Source organism: Nocardiopsis halophila DSM 44494, from assembly GCF_000341245.1.
Classification (GTDB): Bacteria; Actinomycetota; Actinomycetes; order Streptosporangiales; family Streptosporangiaceae; genus Nocardiopsis_A; species Nocardiopsis_A halophila.
Map to the genome: position 1 here is coordinate 18,458 of NZ_ANAD01000001.1, position 20,484 is coordinate 38,941.

General features: G+C 74.8%; 14 protein-coding genes and 1 pseudogene. 5 read left to right on the top strand and 10 right to left on the bottom strand.

What is annotated here, in order from left to right; translation table 11 throughout:
* Window positions 1–41: 41 nt before the first annotated feature.
* The 4 genes from D450_RS0100075 to D450_RS0100090 form a co-directional block, all read right to left on the bottom strand.
* Entirely contained in the window at window positions 42–1,436 is a 1,395-nt protein-coding gene (locus D450_RS0100075) for an L-fucose/L-arabinose isomerase family protein (RefSeq protein ID WP_017536639.1), read from the bottom strand.
* Complete coding sequence (locus D450_RS0100080) at window positions 1,433–2,131, bottom strand: L-ribulose-5-phosphate 4-epimerase (RefSeq protein ID WP_017536640.1); 699 nt, start codon at window positions 2,129–2,131, stop codon at window positions 1,433–1,435. Before D450_RS0100080 ends, D450_RS0100075 begins: the two co-directional genes overlap by 4 nt.
* 20 nt (window positions 2,132–2,151) lie before the next feature.
* On the bottom strand, window positions 2,152–3,909 hold the full coding sequence (gene araB / locus D450_RS0100085; protein WP_017536641.1) for a ribulokinase: 1,758 nt from the start codon (window positions 3,907–3,909) through the stop codon (window positions 2,152–2,154).
* A gap of 104 nt (window positions 3,910–4,013) precedes the next feature.
* Window positions 4,014–5,033 carry a LacI family DNA-binding transcriptional regulator gene (locus D450_RS0100090; protein ID WP_017536642.1) on the bottom strand — a complete coding sequence of 340 codons (1,020 nt, stop codon included), beginning with the start codon at window positions 5,031–5,033 and terminating at the stop codon, window positions 4,014–4,016.
* Window positions 5,034–5,175: 142 nt separating this feature from the next.
* Between D450_RS0100090 and D450_RS29065 the strand changes: the two genes are divergently transcribed.
* Entirely contained in the window at window positions 5,176–5,451 is a 276-nt protein-coding gene (locus tag D450_RS29065; protein WP_017536643.1) for a type II toxin-antitoxin system VapB family antitoxin, read from the top strand.
* A gap of 415 nt (window positions 5,452–5,866) precedes the next feature.
* On the opposite strand, the gene D450_RS0100100 is transcribed toward D450_RS29065, so the two are convergent.
* The 3 genes from D450_RS0100100 to ppdK form a co-directional block, all read right to left on the bottom strand.
* Window positions 5,867–7,114 carry a deoxyguanosinetriphosphate triphosphohydrolase gene (locus tag D450_RS0100100; RefSeq protein WP_017536644.1) on the bottom strand — a complete coding sequence of 416 codons (1,248 nt, stop codon included), beginning with the start codon at window positions 7,112–7,114 and terminating at the stop codon, window positions 5,867–5,869.
* On the bottom strand, window positions 7,114–8,061 hold the full coding sequence (locus tag D450_RS0100105) for a YdcF family protein (protein WP_017536645.1): 948 nt from the start codon (window positions 8,059–8,061) through the stop codon (window positions 7,114–7,116). Before D450_RS0100105 ends, D450_RS0100100 begins: the two co-directional genes overlap by 1 nt.
* Window positions 8,062–8,283: 222 nt before the next feature.
* The gene (gene ppdK, locus D450_RS0100110) at window positions 8,284–10,965 is read right to left on the bottom strand and encodes a pyruvate, phosphate dikinase (protein WP_017536646.1); all 2,682 of its coding nucleotides are present in this window, start codon (window positions 10,963–10,965) and stop codon (window positions 8,284–8,286) included.
* Between the two features lie 408 nt (window positions 10,966–11,373).
* Here ppdK and trhA point away from each other — a divergent pair, with 408 nt between their 5' ends.
* On the top strand, window positions 11,374–12,084 hold the full coding sequence (trhA, locus tag D450_RS0100115; protein ID WP_017536647.1) for a PAQR family membrane homeostasis protein TrhA: 711 nt from the start codon (window positions 11,374–11,376) through the stop codon (window positions 12,082–12,084).
* 283 nt (window positions 12,085–12,367) lie between these two features.
* On the opposite strand, the gene D450_RS0100120 is transcribed toward trhA, so the two are convergent.
* Together D450_RS0100120 and D450_RS0100125 are read right to left on the bottom strand one after the other, a co-directional pair.
* Window positions 12,368–13,759, bottom strand: coding sequence for a glycine--tRNA ligase (locus tag D450_RS0100120; RefSeq protein WP_193789636.1), 1,392 nt, complete (start codon window positions 13,757–13,759; stop codon window positions 12,368–12,370).
* 173 nt (window positions 13,760–13,932) lie between these two features.
* The gene (locus D450_RS0100125; RefSeq protein ID WP_017536649.1) at window positions 13,933–14,232 is read right to left on the bottom strand and encodes an antibiotic biosynthesis monooxygenase family protein; all 300 of its coding nucleotides are present in this window, start codon (window positions 14,230–14,232) and stop codon (window positions 13,933–13,935) included.
* Window positions 14,233–14,333: 101 nt separating this feature from the next.
* On the opposite strand from D450_RS0100125, the gene D450_RS0100130 reads away from it, so the two are divergent.
* Window positions 14,334–15,140: a copper homeostasis protein CutC gene (locus D450_RS0100130; protein WP_017536650.1), complete on the top strand. Its 807-nt coding sequence runs from the start codon at window positions 14,334–14,336 to the stop codon at window positions 15,138–15,140.
* 57 nt (window positions 15,141–15,197) lie between these two features.
* Here D450_RS0100130 and D450_RS29070 read toward each other — a convergent pair.
* A pseudogene (locus D450_RS29070) lies at window positions 15,198–18,864 on the bottom strand (CDP-glycerol glycerophosphotransferase family protein).
* A 226-nt stretch (window positions 18,865–19,090) separates the two neighbouring features.
* Between D450_RS29070 and D450_RS0100140 the strand changes: the two are divergent.
* The gene (locus D450_RS0100140; protein ID WP_017536653.1) at window positions 19,091–19,450 is read left to right on the top strand and encodes a DUF6703 family protein; all 360 of its coding nucleotides are present in this window, start codon (window positions 19,091–19,093) and stop codon (window positions 19,448–19,450) included.
* 114 nt (window positions 19,451–19,564) lie between these two features.
* Window positions 19,565–20,407 carry a metal ABC transporter ATP-binding protein gene (locus tag D450_RS0100145; RefSeq protein ID WP_017536654.1) on the top strand — a complete coding sequence of 281 codons (843 nt, stop codon included), beginning with the start codon at window positions 19,565–19,567 and terminating at the stop codon, window positions 20,405–20,407.
* The last annotated feature ends 77 nt before the right edge of the window (window positions 20,408–20,484 follow it).

Here is a 20,484-nt window from a genome sequence, read left to right on the forward strand (position 1 = left end):
GCGGCCGCCGGGAGGGGCCGGCGGCCGGTGGGGCGGACGGGTCAGACCGGGCGGTACTCGACCCCGGAGGCGGTGCAGAAGGACTCCCAGTCCGCGGCGGTGCGGCCGGGGGTCATGGTGATGTGGTGGGTGCCGCCGGCGGCAAGCCAGCCGTCCATGCAGCCGCGCACCCCGCTGTCGGGGCGGAACATGCCGTAGGGCATCTCCAGGGACGGCATGGGCGGCTCGTCCAGCACCTCGCCCTCGGCGACCACCAGCCGGAACCGGCCGCCGCCGAGGGTGACCAGGCTGGCCAGGGTCGCCGGGCCGGGCTGGATGCGGAACAGCAGGGTGGGCGGGTCGTCCAGGCCGCCGATGGCCAGCGGGCGCTTGATCAGCCGCACGGGCTCGTCGTCCCGGGCGATCTTCCAGTTGCCCTCGCCCATGTGGCTCATCAGGATCGCGTCGCGGGGGAAGTCCATCGCGTACATCTCGGTGAAGTGCCCGAGGCCGGTCAGCCGGTGCCCGGCGTAGACCAGCGCGGCGGCGGGCACGTCGCCCTCGCCCGCGAAGCCGTAGCCGCGCGCCATCAGGCTGGAGGCGGCGGCCATGGGCAGCCGGGCGAACCGCCCGTCCTCGCCCAGGGCGTCGAAGTGGGTGGAGTAGGCCGCACAGCCGTGGCGCTCCAGCACCCGCTCGATGCCGAGCTGGAGGCGGGCGTGGTCGTCCAGCTCCTCCTTGGACAGGCGCTCGTCGATCTCGAACCGGCCGCGCTCGGCCTCCAGCAGCTCGGCGACCTCCCCCTCGGTCAGGGCGGCCATGGTGCGGTGGAGCTCGCCCTGGGCGATGTGCACCACCTCGGGCCCCAGGTGGCGCAGGAGCTCGCTCTCGTCGACGCGGGCGTCGCCCATGCCGTTCATGGGGTAGCCGAAGACGCCGACCTTGAGCGCGGTGAGCGCGGTGGCGGCGCGCGCGGCGCGCGCCCAGCGGCCCACCCGCTCGCGGAAGGCGGGGCTGCCCCGGTCCTCGGTGACCACGTCGAAGGGCAGGCCGGCGCGGACCATCGCGTTGGCGGTGTCCTGGGCGCCGTGGATGCCCTGGTTGTAGGTCATCTCGGCCATGCCCCAGCGGTCGGTGATCCGCGGCTCGGGCTGGATGTTGGCCAGGCACACCGGCAGACGCATGTGCTGGAACAGCCGGGCGACCCGCAGCGAGGGGCCGTAGGTCAGCATGACCACCAGGACGCCGTCCAGCCCCTCGTCCTCGAAGCGGCGCACCGTCGCCTCGGCGTCCTCGCGACCGCGCACCGGCGGCGCGGCGGTGACCTCGGCGACGCCCTCCAGGGAGGAGGCGACCTCCTGGGCGTAGGCGTACTGGCGCTCGGTGATGCCGGGCAGCATGTCGTCGTAGAGCGGCTGCATGATGCCCAGCAGGCCGATGCGGGGAAGGTCGCTCACGGGTGCTGTCTCCTTTGCCCGTAGACGTTCTGGTAGCGGTCGTAGAGGGCGTCGACGTGCTCCTGCGGGAGCGGCTCGACGGGGCCGCCCTGGCGGGCGATGTGCACCGTGCGCGCGACGTCCTCGCACATCACGGCGGCCTTGACGGCGGCCTTGGCGTCCTTGCCGACGGTGAAGACGCCGTGGCCGCGCATGAGGACCGCCGGGGAGCGGTGGCCGCGCAGGGTGGCGACGATGCCGCGGCCGATGTCGTCGCCGCCGATCAGGGCGAAGGGGCCGACCGGGATCTCGGCGCCGAACTCGTCGGCCATGGCGGTGATGGCGCACGGGACGGGCTCGCCGCGGGCCGCCCAGGCGGTGGCGTAGGTGCTGTGGGTGTGGACCACGCCGCCGACCTCGGGCATCTCCCGGTAGACGTAGGCGTGCGCGGCGGTGTCGCTGGAGGGGCTGTGCTCGCCGTCGACGGGGGTGCCGTCCAGGGCGCAGACCACCATGGAGGCGGGGGTCAGCTCGTCGTAGGACAGCCCGCTGGGCTTGATGGCGAACAGGTCGGTGCCGGGGATCCGCTCGGAGATGTTCCCGCTGGTCCAGGTGACCAGGTTCCAGCGGGGCAGCTCGGCGTGGAGCGCGCACACCCGGTCGCGGGTGCGGGCGGCGGCCTCGGCGGCCTCCGGCGGCAGCGGTGCTTGGGTCATCGGCTCCTCCGGTCGGGGGCTCATGCGTCCGCGGCCCGGGACGGGGCGGTGTCGGTGGGTGCCGTGTCGGCGGGATCGGTGCCGGCCGGCGCGGTCTGGGGCGGGACGGCGCCGGCCGCGGGGTCCTCGGCCAGGGCGGTGTTGCGGATCTCCCGCAGCCGGTGCAGTGCGTCGCTGCCGCCGCGGCCGAAGTGGTCGTGCAGCTCGGTGTAGACCGCGTAGAGGCGGTCGTAGGCGGCGGTGCGGGCGGGGTCGGGGCGGACCGCCTCCCGCGTGCGGCCGCCCATGGCGGCCGAGGCCGCGGGCAGGTCGGGGTGGGCCCCGGCGGCGACCGCGGCGTGGATCGCGGCTCCGGCGGCCGGGCCCTGGTCGGAGTCGGCCAGGTGGAGCGGGCGGCCGAGCACGTCGGCGTAGACGCCCATGACGAAGGGGTTGCGCTTGAGGCCGCCGGCCACGGTGAAGCCGCGCACCGGCACCCCGGAGGCCTCGAAGGCGTCGACGATGGTGCGGGCGCCGAAGGCGGTGGCCTCCACCAGGGCGGCGTAGACGTCCTCGGGCCGGGTGGCCAGGGTGAGCCCGGCGAGGACGCCGGACAGGTCGTGGTCGACCAGGACCGAGCGGTTGCCGCTGTGCCAGTCCAGGGCCACCAGGCCGTGCGCGCCGGGCGGGCGGCCGGCGGCGCGGCCGGAGAGCAGGTCGTGCAGGGACAGCCCGCGCTCGGCGGCCTCCCGGGAGGCCGATCCCCCGGCGAAGGAGTCGGCGAACCAGGCGAAGATGTCGCCCACGCCGCTCTGCCCGGCCTCGTAGCCCCACAGTCCGGGCACGATGCCGCCGTGCACCACCCCGCACATGCCCGGGACCTCGGCCGGGGCGCCGGCGCCGGCCTCGGCGTTCATCACGTGGCAGGTGCTGGTGCCCATCACCGCGAGCATCTCCCCGGCCGCGACGGTGTCCGCCGAGGCCGCGGTGACGTGGGCGTCGATGGCGCCCACCGCCACCGGGGTGCCCTCGGGCAGGCCGGTCCAGGCGGCGGCGCGGGCGGTCAGGCCGCCGGCCCGCCCGCCCTGCTGCGACAGCGGGAAGGCGATCTTGTCCTCGGCGAAGGAGGCGAAGCGGGGGTCCAGGGCGGCCAGGAAGCCACGGGAGGGCCAGGCGCCGTCCTGGTGGATCCCCTTGTAGCCGGCGGTGCTGACGTTGCGGGTCTCCCGCCCGCACAGTTCCCAGACGATCCAGTCGGCGGCCTCGATCCAGCGGTCGGCGCGCGCGTAGGCCTCCGGGTCCTCGCGCAGCACCTGCAGGCCCTTGGCGAACTCCCACTCCGAGGAGATCTTCCCGCCGTAGCGGGCGAGCCAGGGCTCGCCGCGCTCGGCGGCCAGGGCGTTGATCTCGTCGGCCTCGGGCTGGGCGGCGTGGTGCTTCCAGAGCTTGGGGTAGGCGTGCGGGCGGTCGGCGAGGCCGGGCAGCTCGCACAGCGGGGTGCCGTCGGCGGTGGCGGGCAGCACGGTGCAGGCGGTGAAGTCGGTGCCCACGCCCACGACCCGCTCGGGGGCGACGCCGGCGTCGGCGAGGGCGGCGGGGACGGCGCGGCGGAGCACCTCGCGGTAGTCCTCGGGGACCTGCAGGGCGGTGTCGGGGGCCAGTTCCGGGCCGCCGGCGGGCAGCCGGTCGCTCAGCACGCCGTGGGCGTAGGGGTGCTCGGCGGAGCCCAGCTCGGCGCCGTCGGACACGCGCAGCACGACGGCGCGGCCGGACAGGGTGCCGAAGTCGACGCCGACCACGGCGGCGTCGTCGGGGATTGTGTGAGCGTTAACAGACTCGGTCACGGGGGGGTCCTCTCGGGGCGCTCGTCTCGGGGGCGCTTCGCGGTGCGTTCGGCTGCGGCTCAGGCCCCGCAGCTGGCGCGGACGACCAGGCGCGCGGGCACCACCTCGCGCGCGGCGGACTCGGCGGCGGCGCCCCCGCTCTCCAGCAGGTCCAGCAGGACGCCGATGCCGCGCCGCCCGACCTCGCCGAAGTCCTGGGCGACCGTGGTCAGCGGGGGCGCGTAGTAGGCGGCCTCGGGGACGTCGTCGAACCCGACCAGGGCCACGTCCTCGGGGACCCGCACGCCGGCGTCCCCGAAGGCGCGCAGCGCCCCCACGGCCATCTGGTCGTTGGCCACGAACAGGGCACCGGGCAGCCGGCCCTCCTGCACCAGGCGGCGGGCCAGCTCGTAGCCGGACCGGGGGCGCCAGTCGCCGTAGAGCGGCTCGGCGGCGGGGGCGCCCGCCTCCTCCAGGGCGCGGCGCCACCCGGCGACGCGGGCCTCGGCCTCCAGCCAGTCGCGGGGGCCGGCGATGTGGCCGACGGTGCGGTGGCCCAGGCCGAGCAGGTGGCGCACGGCCGCCCGGGCGCCGCCCTCCTGGTCCACGCAGACCACCGGCAGCTCGCGCGCCTCCCCGCCCTCGACGGCGACGACCGGGGCCCCGCCGGCCCACTCGGGCATGCCCTCCAGGACCGAGCGCTGCGGGGCGATGACGACGTAGCCCTCGACCGCCTGGCGCGCCAGGTGGTCCATGGCGTCGCGGACCTGTTCGGCCGAGGCCTCGGTCAGGGTGACCACGCTGAGGTAGTAGCCGGCGGCGCGGGCGGCGTGCTCGATCCCGGTCAGGGTGCGCGCCGGCCCGTAGTGGGCGGTGTCCACGGCGACCACGCCGATCACCCCGGTGCGCCGGGTGACCAGGGCCCGGGCCGAGGAGTTGGGCCGGTAGCCCAGGTCCTCGATCGCGGCGAGCACCCGCGCCTGGGTCTCGGCGCGCACGTTCGGGTGCCCGTTGAGCACCCGGGAGACGGTCTGGTGCGAGACCCCCGCCGCCCGCGCGACGTCGGCCATGACGGGCATGCGCCCGGGTGGGGCCGCCATTGGTCCTCCACTGCACTCGGGGGTGTGACGTGGCAGACATTGTTAGCGCTAACATAGACGGCGTCAAGGGGGGTGGGGAAAACGGTGCCGGAATCGGGGCGAAGCCGGGGAAGGAGCCGCAGCGCCTGTGTACGGTGCGTGCATGGGCAGGTTCACCATCGAGATCGACGACGGGCTCATCGCGGCCGTGATGGACGGGTTCGGTGCCCGCACCGCACAAGAGGCCGTGGACCTGGCGCTCAGGCGCGCGGTCGGCCCGAGGCCCGACCGGGACCTCCTGCTCAGCCGGCACGGAACGGGCTGGGACGGCGACCTGGAGGAGATGCGAGGCCCCCGCTTCACCGACGTGTTCGGCGTCGGCGAACCGGGCAGCGATGACAACGGTGGCCAGGAGGAGGACCGCCCACGGCCGGCCTGACCGGTTCTCCGGGAGCGGGCCCGGTCCGTCTGCGCCCTGCCGGGCCCGGCGCGGACCCGTGGACCGCTCGTCCGCAAGCCCGGCGAACCGCTCTGCGGTCCACCGGGACGGAGGCGGTCGACCGCCTCCGCGCCGGCCCCGCCGTTCTGGAGCGATCGGGCCCGGGGCTCAGCCGTCGGCATGTCCGCCGTCGGCCCGTTCTCCGCTGTCGCACTGCGCAACGGCGCCGTCCCGGTCCCCCGCGACCGGGACTTCGGCCACGTCGCCCAGGTCGTGCCGCGGCTCCGGGTCCAGCGGAGCGGCCTGGGCCGGTCCCGCGCCGACGCGGTGCGGCCGCCCCCTCCGGCCTGCGCGGCCGACGCGGCATCGACGGTGCGCCGGCGCCCCGGCGACACCCCGGGAGCGCCCGCCCGGTTCAGCCGCTCAGGCGGGCGTGCCAGGCGGCGGCGGAGGTGTCGGTCAGCGACGCCACCTGGTCCACGACCACGCGCAGGGCCGCCGCGTCGTCCGCGGCGTTCTCGAAGGCCGGGCGCAGCGGCGGGTCCAGGGTCCCGGGCGCGCCGCGCAGCACCAGCTCCACCAGCTCGGCGATCAGCTCGCGCTCCTGGGCCTGGTAGGCCTGCGCCTCGGAGCGGTCCATCACGTAGTGCCAGGCCACCGCCTTGAGCAGGGCGCACTCCAGCAGCGCCCGCCGGGGCACCACCAGATCGGCCGCGTAGCGCGTCAGCGGCTCCGGGCCGTACCGGTCGCGGGTGGCGCGCTCGGCCGCCCGGCACTGGCGTCCGATCAGCTCGCTGGTCAGGTTCTTCAGCGCCGCCAGCGACTCCAGGCCGCCGTCGAAGCGGCGCGGCCAGAAGGGCTCGGCCAGCAGCGCCGCGAACACCTCCTCCAGCTCCCCGGTGTCGGCGCCGGTGTAGCGGCCCGAGGCCCTCGCGCACACCGCCGCGCGCTCGGCCGGGCTGCGCAGCGCCTCCAGGCGCACCATCCCGGCGTAGAGCCCGTCCTCCAGGTCGTGCACCGAGTAGGCGACGTCGTCGGCCCAGTCCATCACCTGCGCCTCGAAGCAGGTACGGCCCTCGGGGGCGTCCCGGCGGATCCACTCGAAGACCGGGGCGTCGTCGGGGTAGCAGTTGAACTTGTGCCCGTCTCCCCCGCCGCGCTGCCAGGGGTACTTCACGGTGGCGTCGAGCGTGGCCCGGGTCAGGTTGAGCCCGGCACCGGCCCCGTCCCCGCCGACCACCTTGCCCTCCAGGCGGGTGAGGATGCGCAGGCTCTGGGCGTTGCCCTCGAACCCGCCGCAGGCGGCCGCGGCCGCGTCCAGGGCGCGCTCCCCGTTGTGCCCGAAGGGCGGGTGCCCCAGGTCGTGGGAGAGGCACGCCGCCTCCACCAGGTCGGCGTCGCACCCCAGGGCGGCGCCGAGCTCGCGGCCGATCTGGGCGCACTCCAGCGAATGGGTCAGCCGGGTGCGCGGGAAGTCGCTCGCCCCGGGGCGCACCACCTGCGTCTTGGCGGCCAGCCGGCGCAGCGCGAAGCTGTGCAGGACGCGGGCCCGGTCGCGCTCGAAGGGGCCGCGCCCGCGGCTCTTGGGCGGCTCGGGTGCACGGCGCTCGCGGTCCCGGCGGGTGTACCCGTCGGCCGCCCGCTCGTCGGTGGAACGGTCCATCACGCGGCGTCGGTCCCGTAGCCGATGTCGGCGTCGTCGGTGTCGCCGAAGAGCCAGTAGTACCAGAGCGCCCCGGTCTCCCGGGTGATGTACCAGAGCTGGGTGCGGCGCTCCAGGACGGCCGGGCCCGAGCGCACCGGGGAGGTGGCGGCCTCCATGCCCTGGTCCTCGGCCATGATGCGGGAGCGCAGGCTGTGCCAGGGGTCGGAGACGATCACGACGCTCTGCCACCCGTTGGCGTCGACCACCTCGTCGACCGCCTCCAGGCTGCGCAGGGTGTTGCTGCCCTCCTCCACGGCGACCACGGAGCCGGCGGGCACCCCCTGCTCGACCAGCCAGTCCCGCCCGGCCCCGCCCTCGGTGTAGTTGTCCCCGGGCTGGTTGCCGCCGACGGTGATGACGGTCGGGGCCACGCCCTCCTCGTACAGGTGGGCCGCGTGCTCCAGCCGGGCCTCGAAGATCGGCGACGGGCGGCCGTTGTACTGGCTGGCGCCCAGCACCAGGATCGCGTCGGAGGGCGGGCGGGCGTCCTGGCGGGCGGTCCACCACACCCAGGCCCAGGTGCCGGGCGGGACGGCGATGGCCACGACCAGCAGCAGCGCGATGATGCGCCCGGGGCGCAGGCGGAACCGGCGCCGGGGCCCACGGGACCGGGGGCCGCCACCGCCGCCTCCGCGCCCGGCGGGGCCCTCCCCCTCCCCGGGGCCGCCCGGACCGCGTGGGCCCTCAGGGGCGTCGGGCCCGTCGGGCCCGTCCAGCTCCTCCAGCGGCCCGGGAACGGGTTCCGGGACGGGCGCCGCGTCCCGGGTGAAGACCCGGGTGGCCTCCGCTCCGCCGACGGGCCGGGAGCGCTCGAAGACCCGGGTCGCCTCGGCGTCCGGGGAACCGCCTGGCCCCCCTTCGCGCGGGTCGTCCGCGCGCCCCTCGCCGGCTGTCCGCACCTTCACCCCCGGGACCGTTCGTGTGGGTTCCGCCTGACGATAACCGACATCGGCGCCGGACCGGACGTCCGCGCCCGGCGCCCGGCGCCCACAGAGTAGTGGACGTGCGGCTCACCCTGGGGGCCGAGCGTATATCACGGGGAGGTCACATGTCGTGACATGGGCCTCCCGGCCCAGGGCGCCGGAAGGAGGTCCGGGCCGGGGGCGCGCCCCCGGCCCGGAGCGGCCTCAGGCGTCCTCGGCGGCCGCGCGGCCGGCCTCCAGGCGGGCGACGGGGACCCGGAACGGCGAGCAGGAGACGTAGTCCAGCCCCACCCGGTCGAAGAAGTGCACCGAGGCCGGGTCGCCGCCGTGCTCGCCGCATACGCCCAGCTTCAGGCCGGGGCGGGCGGCGCGGCCCTCCTCCACGGCCGTGCGCACCAGCCGGCCGACGCCCTCGGTGTCGATCGTCTCGAACGGCGAGGCGCCGAACACGCCCTTCTCCAGGTAGGCGGAGAAGAACGAGGCCTCCACATCGTCGCGGGAGAAGCCCCAGACGGTCTGGGTGAGGTCGTTGGTACCGAAGGAGAAGAACTCGGCGCTCTCGGCGATCTGCCCGGCGGTCAGCGCCGCCCGCGGCAGCTCGATCATGGTGCCGATGGGGAACTCCAGCTCCACGCCGTACTCCTCGGCGACCTCCCGCACGGCGCCCAGCGCCTCCTCACGGATGATCTCCAGCTCCTGGACCGTTCCCACCAGCGGGATCATCACCTCGGGCCGCGGGGCGCCGCCGGCCCGCAGCCGCTCGGCGGCCGCCTGGGCGATGGCGCGCACCTGCATGGTGAACAGGCCGGGCACCACCAGGCCCAGCCGCACCCCGCGCAGCCCCATCATCGGGTTCTGCTCGTGCAGCCGGCGCACCGCCTGCAGCAGGCGCACGTCCTCCTCGTCGCGCTCGCCGCGCTCCTCGGCCAGGGCCACCCGCACCGACAGCTCGGTGAGGTCGGGCAGGAACTCGTGCAGCGGCGGGTCGAGAAGCCGGATGGTCACCGGAAGGCCGTCCATGGCCTCCAGGATCCCGGTGAAGTCGGTGCGCTGGAGCGGCAGCAGCGCCTCCAGCGCCGCGGTGCGCTCGTCGTCCCCCTCGGCCAGGACGAGGCGCTCGACCAGCGGGCGGCGCTCGCCCAGGAACATGTGCTCGGTGCGGCACAGGCCGATGCCCTGGGCGCCCATCCGCCGGGCGCGCGCGGCGTCGTCGGGGGTGTCGGCGTTGGCCCGCACGCCCAGCCGGCGGTCGGCGTCGGCGCGGCCCATCACCCGGTGCACGGCGCGGACCAGGTCGTCGGCCTCGTCGGACTCGGCGTCCAGGGTGCCGTCGAAGTAGCGCACGACCGGGGAGTCGACGACCGGGACCCGGCCGAGGAAGACCTCGCCGGTGCTCCCGTCGATGGAGATCTCGTCGCCCTCCTCCACGACCCGGCCCCCGGGCGCGGTCATCCGGCGGTTCCGGACGTCGATGTCGAGCTCCTCGGCGCCGCACACGCAGGTGGTGCCCATGCCGCGGGCGACCACCGCGGCGTGCGAGGTCTTGCCGCCGCGGCTGGTCAGGATGCCCTCGGCGGCGAGCATGCCCTCCAGGTCGTCGGGGTTGGTCTCGCGGCGGCACAGCACGACCGGCTCCCCGGCGCGGGCGCGCTTGACGGCGGCGGCCGAGTCGAAGACGGCGCGGCCCACGGCGGCGCCCGGGGAGGCGTTCATCCCGCGCCCGAGCCGGTCCCGCGGGGCGCCCTCGTCGAAGCGGGGGAACATCAGCTGGGCGAGCTGGTCGCCGTTGACCCGCAGGATCGCCTCGTCGGGGGTGATCATGCCCTGGGCCAGGAGCTGGTCGGCGATGCGGAAGGCGGCGGCCGCGGTGCGCTTGCCGACCCGGGTCTGCAGCATCCACAGCTTGCCGCGCTCGATGGTGAACTCGATGTCGCACAGGTCGCGGTAGTGCTCTTCGAGGGTGCGCATGATGTCCATCAGCTCGGCGTGGCTCGCCGCGTCGATGCGCTCCAGGTCGGCGAGCGGCACCGTGTTGCGGATGCCGGCCACCACGTCCTCGCCCTGGGCGTTCTGCAGGTAGTCGCCGTAGACGCCCTGGCGCCCGGTGGCCGGGTCGCGGGTGAAGGCCACGCCGGTGCCCGAGTCCATGCCGAGGTTGCCGAAGACCATGGCGCACACGTTGACCGCGGTGCCCAGGTCGGCGGGGATGCGCTCGCGGCGGCGGTAGAGCGCGGCGCGGGGCGCGTTCCAGGAGTCGAAGACGGCCCGCACGGCCAGCTCCATCTGCTCGCGCGGGTCGGCGGGGAAGTCGCGGCCCGAGGCCCGGCGCACGATGGCCTTGAAGTCCTCGACCAGGGCGCGGAAGTCCTCGGCGTCCAGGTCGAGGTCGGCGGCGGCGCCCTTGGCGCGCTTGCGCTCCTCGATGGCCTCCTCGAACAGGTCGCCGTCGATGTCCAGCACGGTCTTGCCGAACATCTGGACGAGGCGGCGGTAGGAGTCCCAGGCGAAGCGCTCGTCGCCCGACTGGGCGGCGAGCCCGCGTACCGACGCGTCGTTGAGCCCGATGTTGAGGACGGTCTCCATCATGCCGGGCATGGAGAACTTGGCCCCGGAGCGGACGCTGACCAGGAGGGGGTCGTCGGGTTGCCCGAGCCCCTTGCCCATGGCGGCCTCGAGGGCCTTGAGCTTGTCCTCGACCTGGCCGGCGAGGCCCTCGGGCATGGCGCCGCCCTCGAGGTAGGCGCGGCAGGCCTCGGTGGTGATGGTGAACCCGGGCGGGACCGGCAGTCCCAGGTTGGTCATCTCGGCGAGGTTCGCGCCCTTGCCGCCCAGCAGGTCCTTCAGGTCCTTGTTGCCTTCGCTGAACTCGTAGACGTACTTGAGCACGTGGATCTCCTCCGACGGGACCGCTCGACCTCGTCGCCTCCCTGGACCAATCCGGCCGCCTGACCCCTTCATTCCCCGAATCCTCTCTCCGTCTTCACTGGTCATCAGCTTTTCAATGGTCTAGACCAATGGTTCAGGAAGGGTAGACGTTCCCCTGGGTCGGAAAACGGAATAGGGGTCGCAGACGATCGGCACGGCCAGGGACGCTTGAGAGCACGGTAGCAGGCGGCGCCCGCCGTGCCGCGGCCCAGGCCTCGGGAAAAGATCATGTCCCCCTGTGCCGCAGCGCACATTGTTTCCCGTCGGTAACCTACGCTTCCGTAGGTAGAGTCGGTCGGGGGCCGCCCCCCCGCGGCGCCGCGCGCCGCCTCCCGGGCCCCGCACCGACGCGAGGAAGAAGGCGAACCCGTGACCGCAGGACAGCCGCCGTCCGGCGCATCCGCACAGCACTCCGCCCGCCACGGCGCGGCCGAGCTGCTGCGGGCGGTCAAACCCCGCCTGCGCGGCTGGCTGCACCTGGGCACCGCCCCGCCCGCGCTGGCCGCGGGCATCGTCCTGGTCTGCCTGGCCCCGACCACCGCCGCGCGGGTGTGCGCGGCGGTCTACGCCTCCACCGCGGTGCTGCTGTTCAGCACCTCGGCCGTCTACCACGTGGGCCGGTGGTCCTCGGGCGCCGTGGCGGTGCTGCGCCGCATGGACCACGCCAACATCTACCTGATCATCGCCGGCACCTACACGCCCTTCGTGGTGCTGGTGCTCCAGGACCCGCTGCGCACCGCGATGACCGCGCTGATCTGGGGCGGCGCGGTGGCCGGCGTGCTGTTCAAGATGTTCTGGCTGAACGCCCCGCGCTGGCTGTCCACCGCGCTCTACCTGGCCATCGGCTGGGTGGCGGTGCTGTTCGTCCCGCAGCTGGTCCACGGGCTGCACCCGGCCGCCTGGATCCTGGTGCTGGCCGGCGGCCTGCTCTACAGCGCCGGCGCCGTCGTCTACGGCCTCAAGCGGCCCGACCCGGCCCCGCGCTGGTTCGGGTTCCACGAGGTGTTCCACTCGCTGACCATCGCCGCCTACGTGTGCCACTACATCGCGGTGTCGATGGTCGTCTACGCCCAGGGCTGAGCCCCGGGTCCCCGCCTCCGCCGGGGCCGCGGCCCCGGCGGAGGCGGCCGGTGGGACGCGTTCTCCCCCGGTGCCGGTCACGCACGGAATCACGATTCGCTTACACGGCCGGGCGCGGAGGCGGACACCCCTTACCCGACGGCGCGTATCGGGCTAGCGTGAGAACAGGTTCTTCCGGCGTGTGCGCCGGGGAACCCGTAGCGGAGGCGGCCGGAGACCATATCCCCCCGGGTCCGGCCGCCTCTCTCATGCCCGCTCCCTCATGCCCGCGACGGGCCCGCGCTCAGCAGCCGGCGGGCAGCCGCTCGAACAGGTAGGTCTCCACCCGGTCCAGGGAGACGCGCTCCTGCGACATGGTGTCCCGCTCGCGGACGGTCACCGCGTCGTCCTCCAGGGTGTCGAAGTCGACGGTGACGCAGAACGGGGTGCCGATCTCGTCCTGGCGGCGGTAGCGGCGGCCGATCGCGCCGGCGTCGTCGAACTCGGTGTTCCACCGCTTGCGCAGGCGCGCGGCCAGGTCGCGGGCCTTGGGCGAGAGGTCGGAGTTGCGCGAGAGCGGCAGCACCGCGGCCTTGACCGGCGACAGGCGCGGGTCCAGCGCCATGACCGAGCGCTTCTCCATCTTGCCCTTGGCGTTGGGCGCCTCGTCCTCGCGGTAGGCGTCGAGCATGAACATCAGCATGGCGCGGTCGACGCCGGCCGCCGGCTCGATGACGTAGGGGATGTAGCGCTCGTTGCTCTCCTGGTCGAAGAAGGACAGGTCGGCGCCGGACTTCTCCGAGTGGGTGGTCAGGTCGTAGTCGGTGCGGTTGGCGACGCCCTCCAGCTCGCCCCACTCGGCGCCCTGGAAGCCGAACCGGTACTCGATGTCGACCGTGCGCTTGGAGTAGTGCGAGAGCTTCTCCTGCGGGTGCTCGTACAGCCGCAGGTTGTCCTTGCCCACGCCCAGGTCGAGGTACCACTGCATGCGCTGGTCGATCCAGTACTGGTGCCAGTCCTCGTCCTCGCCCGGCTTGACGAAGAACTCCATCTCCATCTGCTCGAACTCGCGGGTGCGGAAGATGAAGTTGCCCGGGGTGATCTCGTTGCGGAAGGACTTGCCGACCTGGCCGATGCCGAACGGGATCTTCTTGCGGGCGCTCTGCTGGACGTTGAGGTAGTTGATGAAGATGCCCTGCGCGGTCTCGGGGCGCAGGAAGGCCAGCCCGGACTCGTCCTGCACCGGGCCCAGGTAGGTGCGCAGCAGCCCGTTGAACATCTTCGGCTCGGTGAAGGAGCTCTTGGCGCCGCAGTTGGGGCAGGCGATGTCGCCCAGGCCGTTCTCCGGCTCGCGGCCGTGCTTCTCCTCGTAGGCCTCGATCAGGTGGTCGGCGCGGAAGCGCTTGTGGCAGGACTGGCACTCGGTCAGCGGGTCCACGAAGGCCTGCACGTGGCCGGAGGCCTCCCACACCTCGCGGGCGAGGATGACGCTGGAGTCCAGGCCGACGATGTCGTCCCGCTCCTGGACCATCGACCTCCACCACTGCCGCTTGATGTTCTGCTTCAGCTCCACACCCAGCGGGCCGTAGTCCCAAGAGGCGCGCAGACCGCCGTAGATCTCACTGGAGGGGTACACCAGACCCCTGCGCTTGGCGAGGTTGACGAGCTTGTCCATTGCCTCAGACTTGGCGGCCATGTTCTCTCTGACTCTCCATCCGGCTGGCGGTCGGCGGATCGCGCTTCGGCGATTCGGTGGTGTCGGTTCGGTGGCTCGGCCGCCCGGGCCCCGGGCGGCCGGTGAGGGCGCCGTCACGGACGGCCCCGCGCTCCCCACGACGATACGCGGGCTCGGGGGCCCCTGCGACCGATTCAGCCACCCCCGGGCGTGGGGACGTTCACGATCTCGTAGGCCGTCGGTTCGTCCCTGGCCTGGGAGAGCAGGGGGACCGCGGCCATGCGCACCTCGAAGTCGGACAGGGCCCGCCGGTAGTACCCGGCGCCCTCCCACTCGGTGACCACGGTCCACAGCCGGGGGTCGTCGGCGGCGCGGCCCCCCCGCGAGCCGAGGAAGCCGGGGCGGGCGCCGAGGACGCGCAGCGCCTCGGCGGCACGCGCGCGGAAGTCCTCGACCTGCTCGGGCGGAACGGTGTATCGGGTGATGACGATCACCCGGCCATCCTCCCATCGCCGCGGCCGCGGCCGCGCCCGGTCCGCCCGCGGGGATGGTGTACTGGTCTAGACCGCACCCGCGACGTCAGGAGGCGCCCGCCGTGACCGAACCCGTCCCCTCCCCCGCCGGAACCAACGGAACCGCCCGCACCGGCACCGCCTTCGAGATCGTGGTGGAGGGCGCCGCAGGGGCGCGCACCGCCCAGCGCGCCGGCGCCGACCGGGTGGAGCTGGTCACCGCCCTGGTCGACGGGGGCCTGACCCCCAGCATCGGCACCGTCGAGGCGGTCCTGGCGGCCGCCCCGGACATCGCCGTCTTCCCCATCGTCCGGCCCCGCGGCGGCGACTTCGTCTACGACGCCGGCGAGCTGGAGGCCATGGAGCGCGACGTGCGGGCGTTCGCCCGGGCCGGAGCGCACGGGGTGGTGCTGGGCGCGCTCACCCCCGACGGCGGCGTCGACCACGCGGCCATGGAGCGGCTGCTCGCCGCCGCCGAGGGGCTGGGGACCACCTTCCACCGGGCCTTCGACGTGTGCGCCGACCCGGTGGGCACGCTGGAGGAGCTGATCGGGCTGGGGGTGGACCGGGTGCTCACCTCGGGCCAGCAGGCGAGCGCGCCCGAGGGGGCCGGGCTCATCGCCGAGCTGGTGCGCCGCTCGGCCGGGCGGATCGCGGTGATGCCCGGCGGCGGGGTGCGCGAGGGCAACGCCGCCGAGCTGGTCGAGCGCACCGGGGCGCGGGAGCTGCACTTCTCGGCGATGGACACCGTCCCCTCCCCCGTGCGCCACCGCAACCCGCGGGTGCGCATGGGCGGGCAGGCCGTGCCCCCCGAGGACGTGCGCACGGTCAACTCGGCCGAGAAGATCGTCCGGGTGATGCGCGCCGTCCGGCCGGCCGCGGGCGGCTGAGCGGGCGGGCGCGGGGACGGTGCCGGCCTCCCGGCCCGACCGCCCCCGCGCCCCGGCTCACCCCGTGCCGAAGACCCGGTCGGCCACGCGGGCCGCGGCCCCGCCGTCGTCGAGCGGGCAGAACTGCTCGGTGAAGGCCCGGTACTTGTCCGACGAGGCCTCGGCCACCGCGTCGATGTCCCGCAGCGCCGTGACGACCTCCTCGGACTCGGTCAGCAGCGGGCCGGGCGCGGTCTCCTCGAAGTCGAAGTAGAACCCGCGCAGGTTGTCCCGGTAGCTCTCGATGTCGTAGGTGAAGAAGAGCATCGGGCGGCCGGTGTTGGCGAAGTCGAACATCATCGACGAGTAGTCGGTGACGAGCACGTCGGTGATCAGGAACAGCTCCATGATCTCCGGGTAGAGCGAGACGTCGTAGACGAAGTCCTCGCCCACGATCGGCACGCTGTCGACCACCCGGGGGTGGCGCCGCACCAGCAGCACGTGGTCGTCGCCGAGCTTGTCGTACATCCGGCGCAGGTCCAGGTGCAGGTCGAGCTTGTGCTTGCCGCGGGTGTAGTACTTGTCGTCCCGCCAGGTGGGGGCGTACAGCACCACCTTCTTGCCCTCGGGCAGCCCCAGCGTCCGGCGGGTGCGGGCGGCGATCTCCTCGCGGTCGGGAGCGAAGAAGATGTCGTTGCGCGGGTAGCCGGTCTCCAGGATCTCGCCCTCGAACCGGAAGGCCCGGCGCAGGATGGGCGTGGCCCACGGGCTCGGCGAGACCAGGTAGTCCCACTGCGCGGTCTCCCAGGCCAGCTTGTCGTGGTAGTCCCGGGACTTGCCGCGGATGTTCTCGATGTCGAAGCCGATGCGCTTGAGCATCGAGCCGTGCCAGGTCTGCACCACCACCTGGTCGGGGCGGCGGGCGAACCACGCCGGCTGGCGGGAGTTGGTGACGATGTAGCGGGACCGGGCCAGCGCCTCGTAGAAGCCGCGGCCGTTGTGCCGCACCGGCTCCAGGTCCCCCGGCAGGTTCACCTGGCCGTCCTTGACCAGCCAGGACATCGGGTAGTCGGCCCACTTCCCGCCGCGCCGGCGCAGCTCGGCGTAGATGCTCTGCGGGCTGTCGGAGAACTGGCGGCCGGTGTAGCTGTCGAACAGCACGCCCTCGCGGACCGACTCGCGGCGCAGCTCCGGGTAGACCTCCTCGCGCAGGGTGCGCTGGGCGAAGGAGCCGCGCTCCTCGGGGCGCAGGTCGCTCTCGACCCGCAGCACCGGGGTGTCGAACCCGGAGTCGGCGAAGGCGTAGCCGCGCTCGCCGGTGTCCATCCGCAGCGGCAGGCCGCGCACCAGGTCCGGGTCGAGCTCGGCGCCCACGTCGCGGACGGTGCCGTCGTCCAGGGCGACCCGCGCCCACAGCTGGAAGGTGCCGGCGGGCAGCGGCAGGGTGCCCGAGAGGGTGGCGATGGCCGCCGGGCTCATGCGGGCGGTGAACGCGGCGCCGTCGCGCTCCAGCACCAGGCGGTGCTCCTCGTCGCGGCCGCGCGCCTTGAACACCAGCTCGGCGTCGCTGGACCCGGCGTAGTCCCCGGTCAGCACCAGGTCCCGGCCCTCCCAGCGGGCGCCGCGCACCACGGGGTGCGCCCAGCCGGCCCGCAGCCGCAGGTGGCCGGTGCCGGTGCGCTGCACGGCGACCTCGTGGAGGCCGTCGCCGACCGGGTGGGCGGGGGTGCCGGCCTCGTCGGGCAGCACCAGCGGCAGCGCGGTGCCGTCGGGCGCGGTCAGCTCGGCGCTCCAGCGCTCCTGGCGCAGCTGCCCCGGCCCCTCGTCGACCGCCCCGGCCAGCAGGTCGTGCACCGGGACCCGCACACTGAAGCCGACGTCGGCCGGCTCCAGCGGGTACTCCAGGCGGGCGGTGCCGGGCAAGCGGGTGAGCCGCAGCGCGGTGCAGGAGGCGGCGGGCGGGCCGACGTACTCCCCGCGCAGGGCGAGCACCTGGCCGCCCGGGGCCTCCTCCAGCCCCAGGCCGGTGACGCGGGCGCGCACCGGGGCGACGGTCAGGGCCAGGTGGCGGTCGCGGTCCCACTCCGGGCGCAGCCACACGTCGCCGGTGATGCGGCGGTAGGGCGGGCGCTCGGCGGCGCCGGGTACCGGGTTGGCCACGATGCGGCGGCGCACCAGGCCCCGGTTGACCACGACCAGCTCCAGCTTCCAGGAGGTGGCCCGCCACTGCCCGGCCAGCCGCAGCCGCGCCGGGTCCACGGTGACCTCGAAACCGCCGTAGTCGTGGCGGGGGGGGGCGGGGNACGTCGGGCAGCCGGTACTCGGCGGCGCGCAGCACCTTGACCGGGACGGGGATGCGGCGCCCGGTGTCGGAGTTGACCGCGAACGCCAGCAGCTGCTGCTGCCAGCGGCGCCCGGGGCGCAGGTTGAGCACCCCCACCCGGCCGCCGACCACGAGCCGGCCGCCGCGCCACTCCACCCGCTCGGTCTTCTGGCGGACCCGCAGCTCGGACTGGAGCCGGTAGACGTCGCGGGGCACCCCGGCGGCGGGGTCCTCGAAGAAGGGGTAGCGGACGAAGTAGTGCAGGCCGCGGCGGACCACCGGGGCCTTCTTGAGCTCCACGCTCTTCTGGAAGGTGACCGCCTCCAGCAGCCGGTCCAGGTCGCGGCGGCGGATCAGGTGGTGGTTGAGCCGGTGCAGCGGGGCCATCGCGTCCAGCACCGCCGGGGAGACCGTCGCCAGGTGGTCGTTGGCCAGGTCGAGGAAGCGGGTGCGGCCCTCGTCGTCGGCGTCGTCGAGCTTGAGCAGGACGGCGCGCACGTCGGAGCGGAGCGCGCGGGAGTCCCACAGGTCGCGGTCGCCCTCGGCGAGCGAGGAGGAGACCGCGGCGACGGCGCGGAGCCGGCGGGTGAGCACCGCGGTGTCGCTGAGCGGCGGCCCCTCGCCCCGGTCGCGGCGCAGCAGCACCGGCGCCGGCAGCACGTCCACGGTAGTGGCGGCGATGAGCGCGCGGACCGCGGCCAGGTCGTCGTCGGCGTCGTCCAGGCCCAGGTCGGGCAGCGACTCCCAGAACGAGCGGCGCCAGAGCTTGTTGCCGAACAGGCGGTCGCGCAGCAGCGAGGAGGTGGCGTGCACGTCGACGCCGGTGCGGGCCTTGCCGAAGATCTTGCGGTGCGTCGAGGAGGGGCGGGCGCCCAGGTCGTTGAAGCGGTACACGTTGCCGGTGGCGACCTGGGAGCCCGAGGCCTCCAGCGCGTCGGCCAGGTAGCCCAGGGCGTAGCCGGACAGGGTGTCCCCGCCGTCCAGGAAGAGCAGCAGGTCGCCGGCGGAGGCGGCGGTCCCGGCGGCGCGGGCGGCGGAACGGCCGGCCGCGCGCTCGCCCACCAGCACGGCCGAGACCCCGGACGGCGGTGCGGCGGCGAACTCCTCGGCGGCCTCCAGCCCCTCCTCGCGGACGGGGCCCACGGCCTCGCCCGCCTCGCCGTCCTCGCCGTCGGCGGCCTCGTCGTCGCCGGCGCCGGCGTCGTCCCGGTCGGCGTCCTCGTCGCCGGCGTCGTCCCCGACCGGCCCCTCGGCCGGTGCGGGGGGCACGCGGCCGGGGGCGCCCGCCTGCCCGGCGGCCAGGGGGACCAGGACGATCTCCAGGTCGCGGCCGCCTGCGTCCTGCCCGGACAGGGAGTCCAGAGTGGGGCGCAGGTGCGGCTCGGTGACGTCGAACGCGACGATGACGCTGAGCTTCGGCACGGAAAAAAGTCTCCCGATCGGTCTGTCTGCGGAGCGGGCGCAACGGGGGAGAACGCCGCCGGGACGCGGTCCGCGCGGCCGGCGTTCGCCGGACTACTCTACGGCGGCGCGCGTGAACGTCCGGTGAGACGCGGGGCGCCGCCGTCCCCCTCCTGCACGATGCATCCTAGCCAGAGCCGGGGAGTAGGCTTCCCCGCAAGGACGGCGGACGGTGCGGAGGGTGCGCGTGGCGGCCAGGGGCGACGACGGGTTCCGGCGGGCGCGGCGCCCGCTTCCGAAGGGCGGGTCCTTCTTCACTCCCGGCGCGGGACCGCTGCGCCGACGGATCGAACAGGCGAGCGCGGTCCCGCTGGTGTGGCTGCACCAGGCGCCGCGGTGGATCCTCCCGGTGGCGATGGCGGGCGTGTTCATCGCCGGGCTGCTGCTGGCGGGGCCCCTGGGGGGCCTGCTGCTGGTGGTGCTGGCGGCGTTCATCGGCTGGCTGGCCTTCCTGGCCTGGCCGGGCCTGCGCACGGGCGAGCGGGCGATGCGCCTGCTGGTCGTGGGCGGCCTGGCGGCGATGGGCGCCATCCAGGCGGTGGGCTGACCGCGGCGGCCCCGCCCCGCGGTGCGGACCCGCCACCCCTTCTCCTCGGCGCCGGGATGGTGTACCCTTCCCCGCTGTTTTGACAATCGTTTTCGTTTTCGGCACCATGGGTCGGTGACCGCTGAATCCGTCGCGGAGCGCGCCGGGGCCGGGGGCGGCCCGGGCTCCGCGCCTCCCGCGTTCCTCGTCCGGGACGCCGTCGTCTCCTACGACCGCGTTCCCGTCCTGCACGGCGTCGACCTGACCGTCCCCCGGGGACAGGTGCTGGCCATCCTCGGGCCCAACGGGTCGGGCAAGTCCACCCTGATGAAGGCCATGCTGGGCATCGTCCCGCTGACCTCGGGGAGCGTCGAGGTGCACGGCGCCCCGCTGCGCCGGTTCCGCGACTGGGGCCGCATCGGCTACGTGCCCCAGCGCCTGACCGCCGGCGGCGGCGTGCCCGCCACGGTCCGCGAGGTCGTCGCCTCCGGGCAGGTCGCGCGGCGCCGGCGGCTGCGCCGGGCCACCTCCGGCGACCGCGCCGCCGTCGACGAGGCCCTGGACGCCCTGGACCTGTCCGGCCTGGCCCGCGCCTCGGTCCACGAGCTCTCGGGCGGCCAGCAGCAGCGGGTCCTCATCGCCCGCGCCCTGGCCGCGCGCCCCGACACCTTCGTCATGGACGAGCCGATGGCCGGGGTCGACGCCGAGAACCAGCGCGCCCTGGCCGCCGCCATCACCGCCCTGCGCGAGCGCGGCTCCACCATCGTGCTCGTGCTGCACGAGAGCGGCCCGCTGGAGCCCCTGCTGGAGCGCGGGGTGGTGCTCTCCGCCGGCCGGGTGGTGCACGACGGCCCCGTCCCGCACCCCAGCGGCGACTGCGCCCGCCCCGGCCACGACCACGTCCACCCGCACGCCGACGCCGACTCCCCCGCCGTCGCCTCCGCCCTGCCCGAGTTCGAGGTGCCCCGCCGTGACTGAGATGCTCCAGTACGCCTTCATGCAGCGCGCGCTCATCGCCGCCGCGCTGGTGGGGCTGGTGGCGCCGATCATCGGGG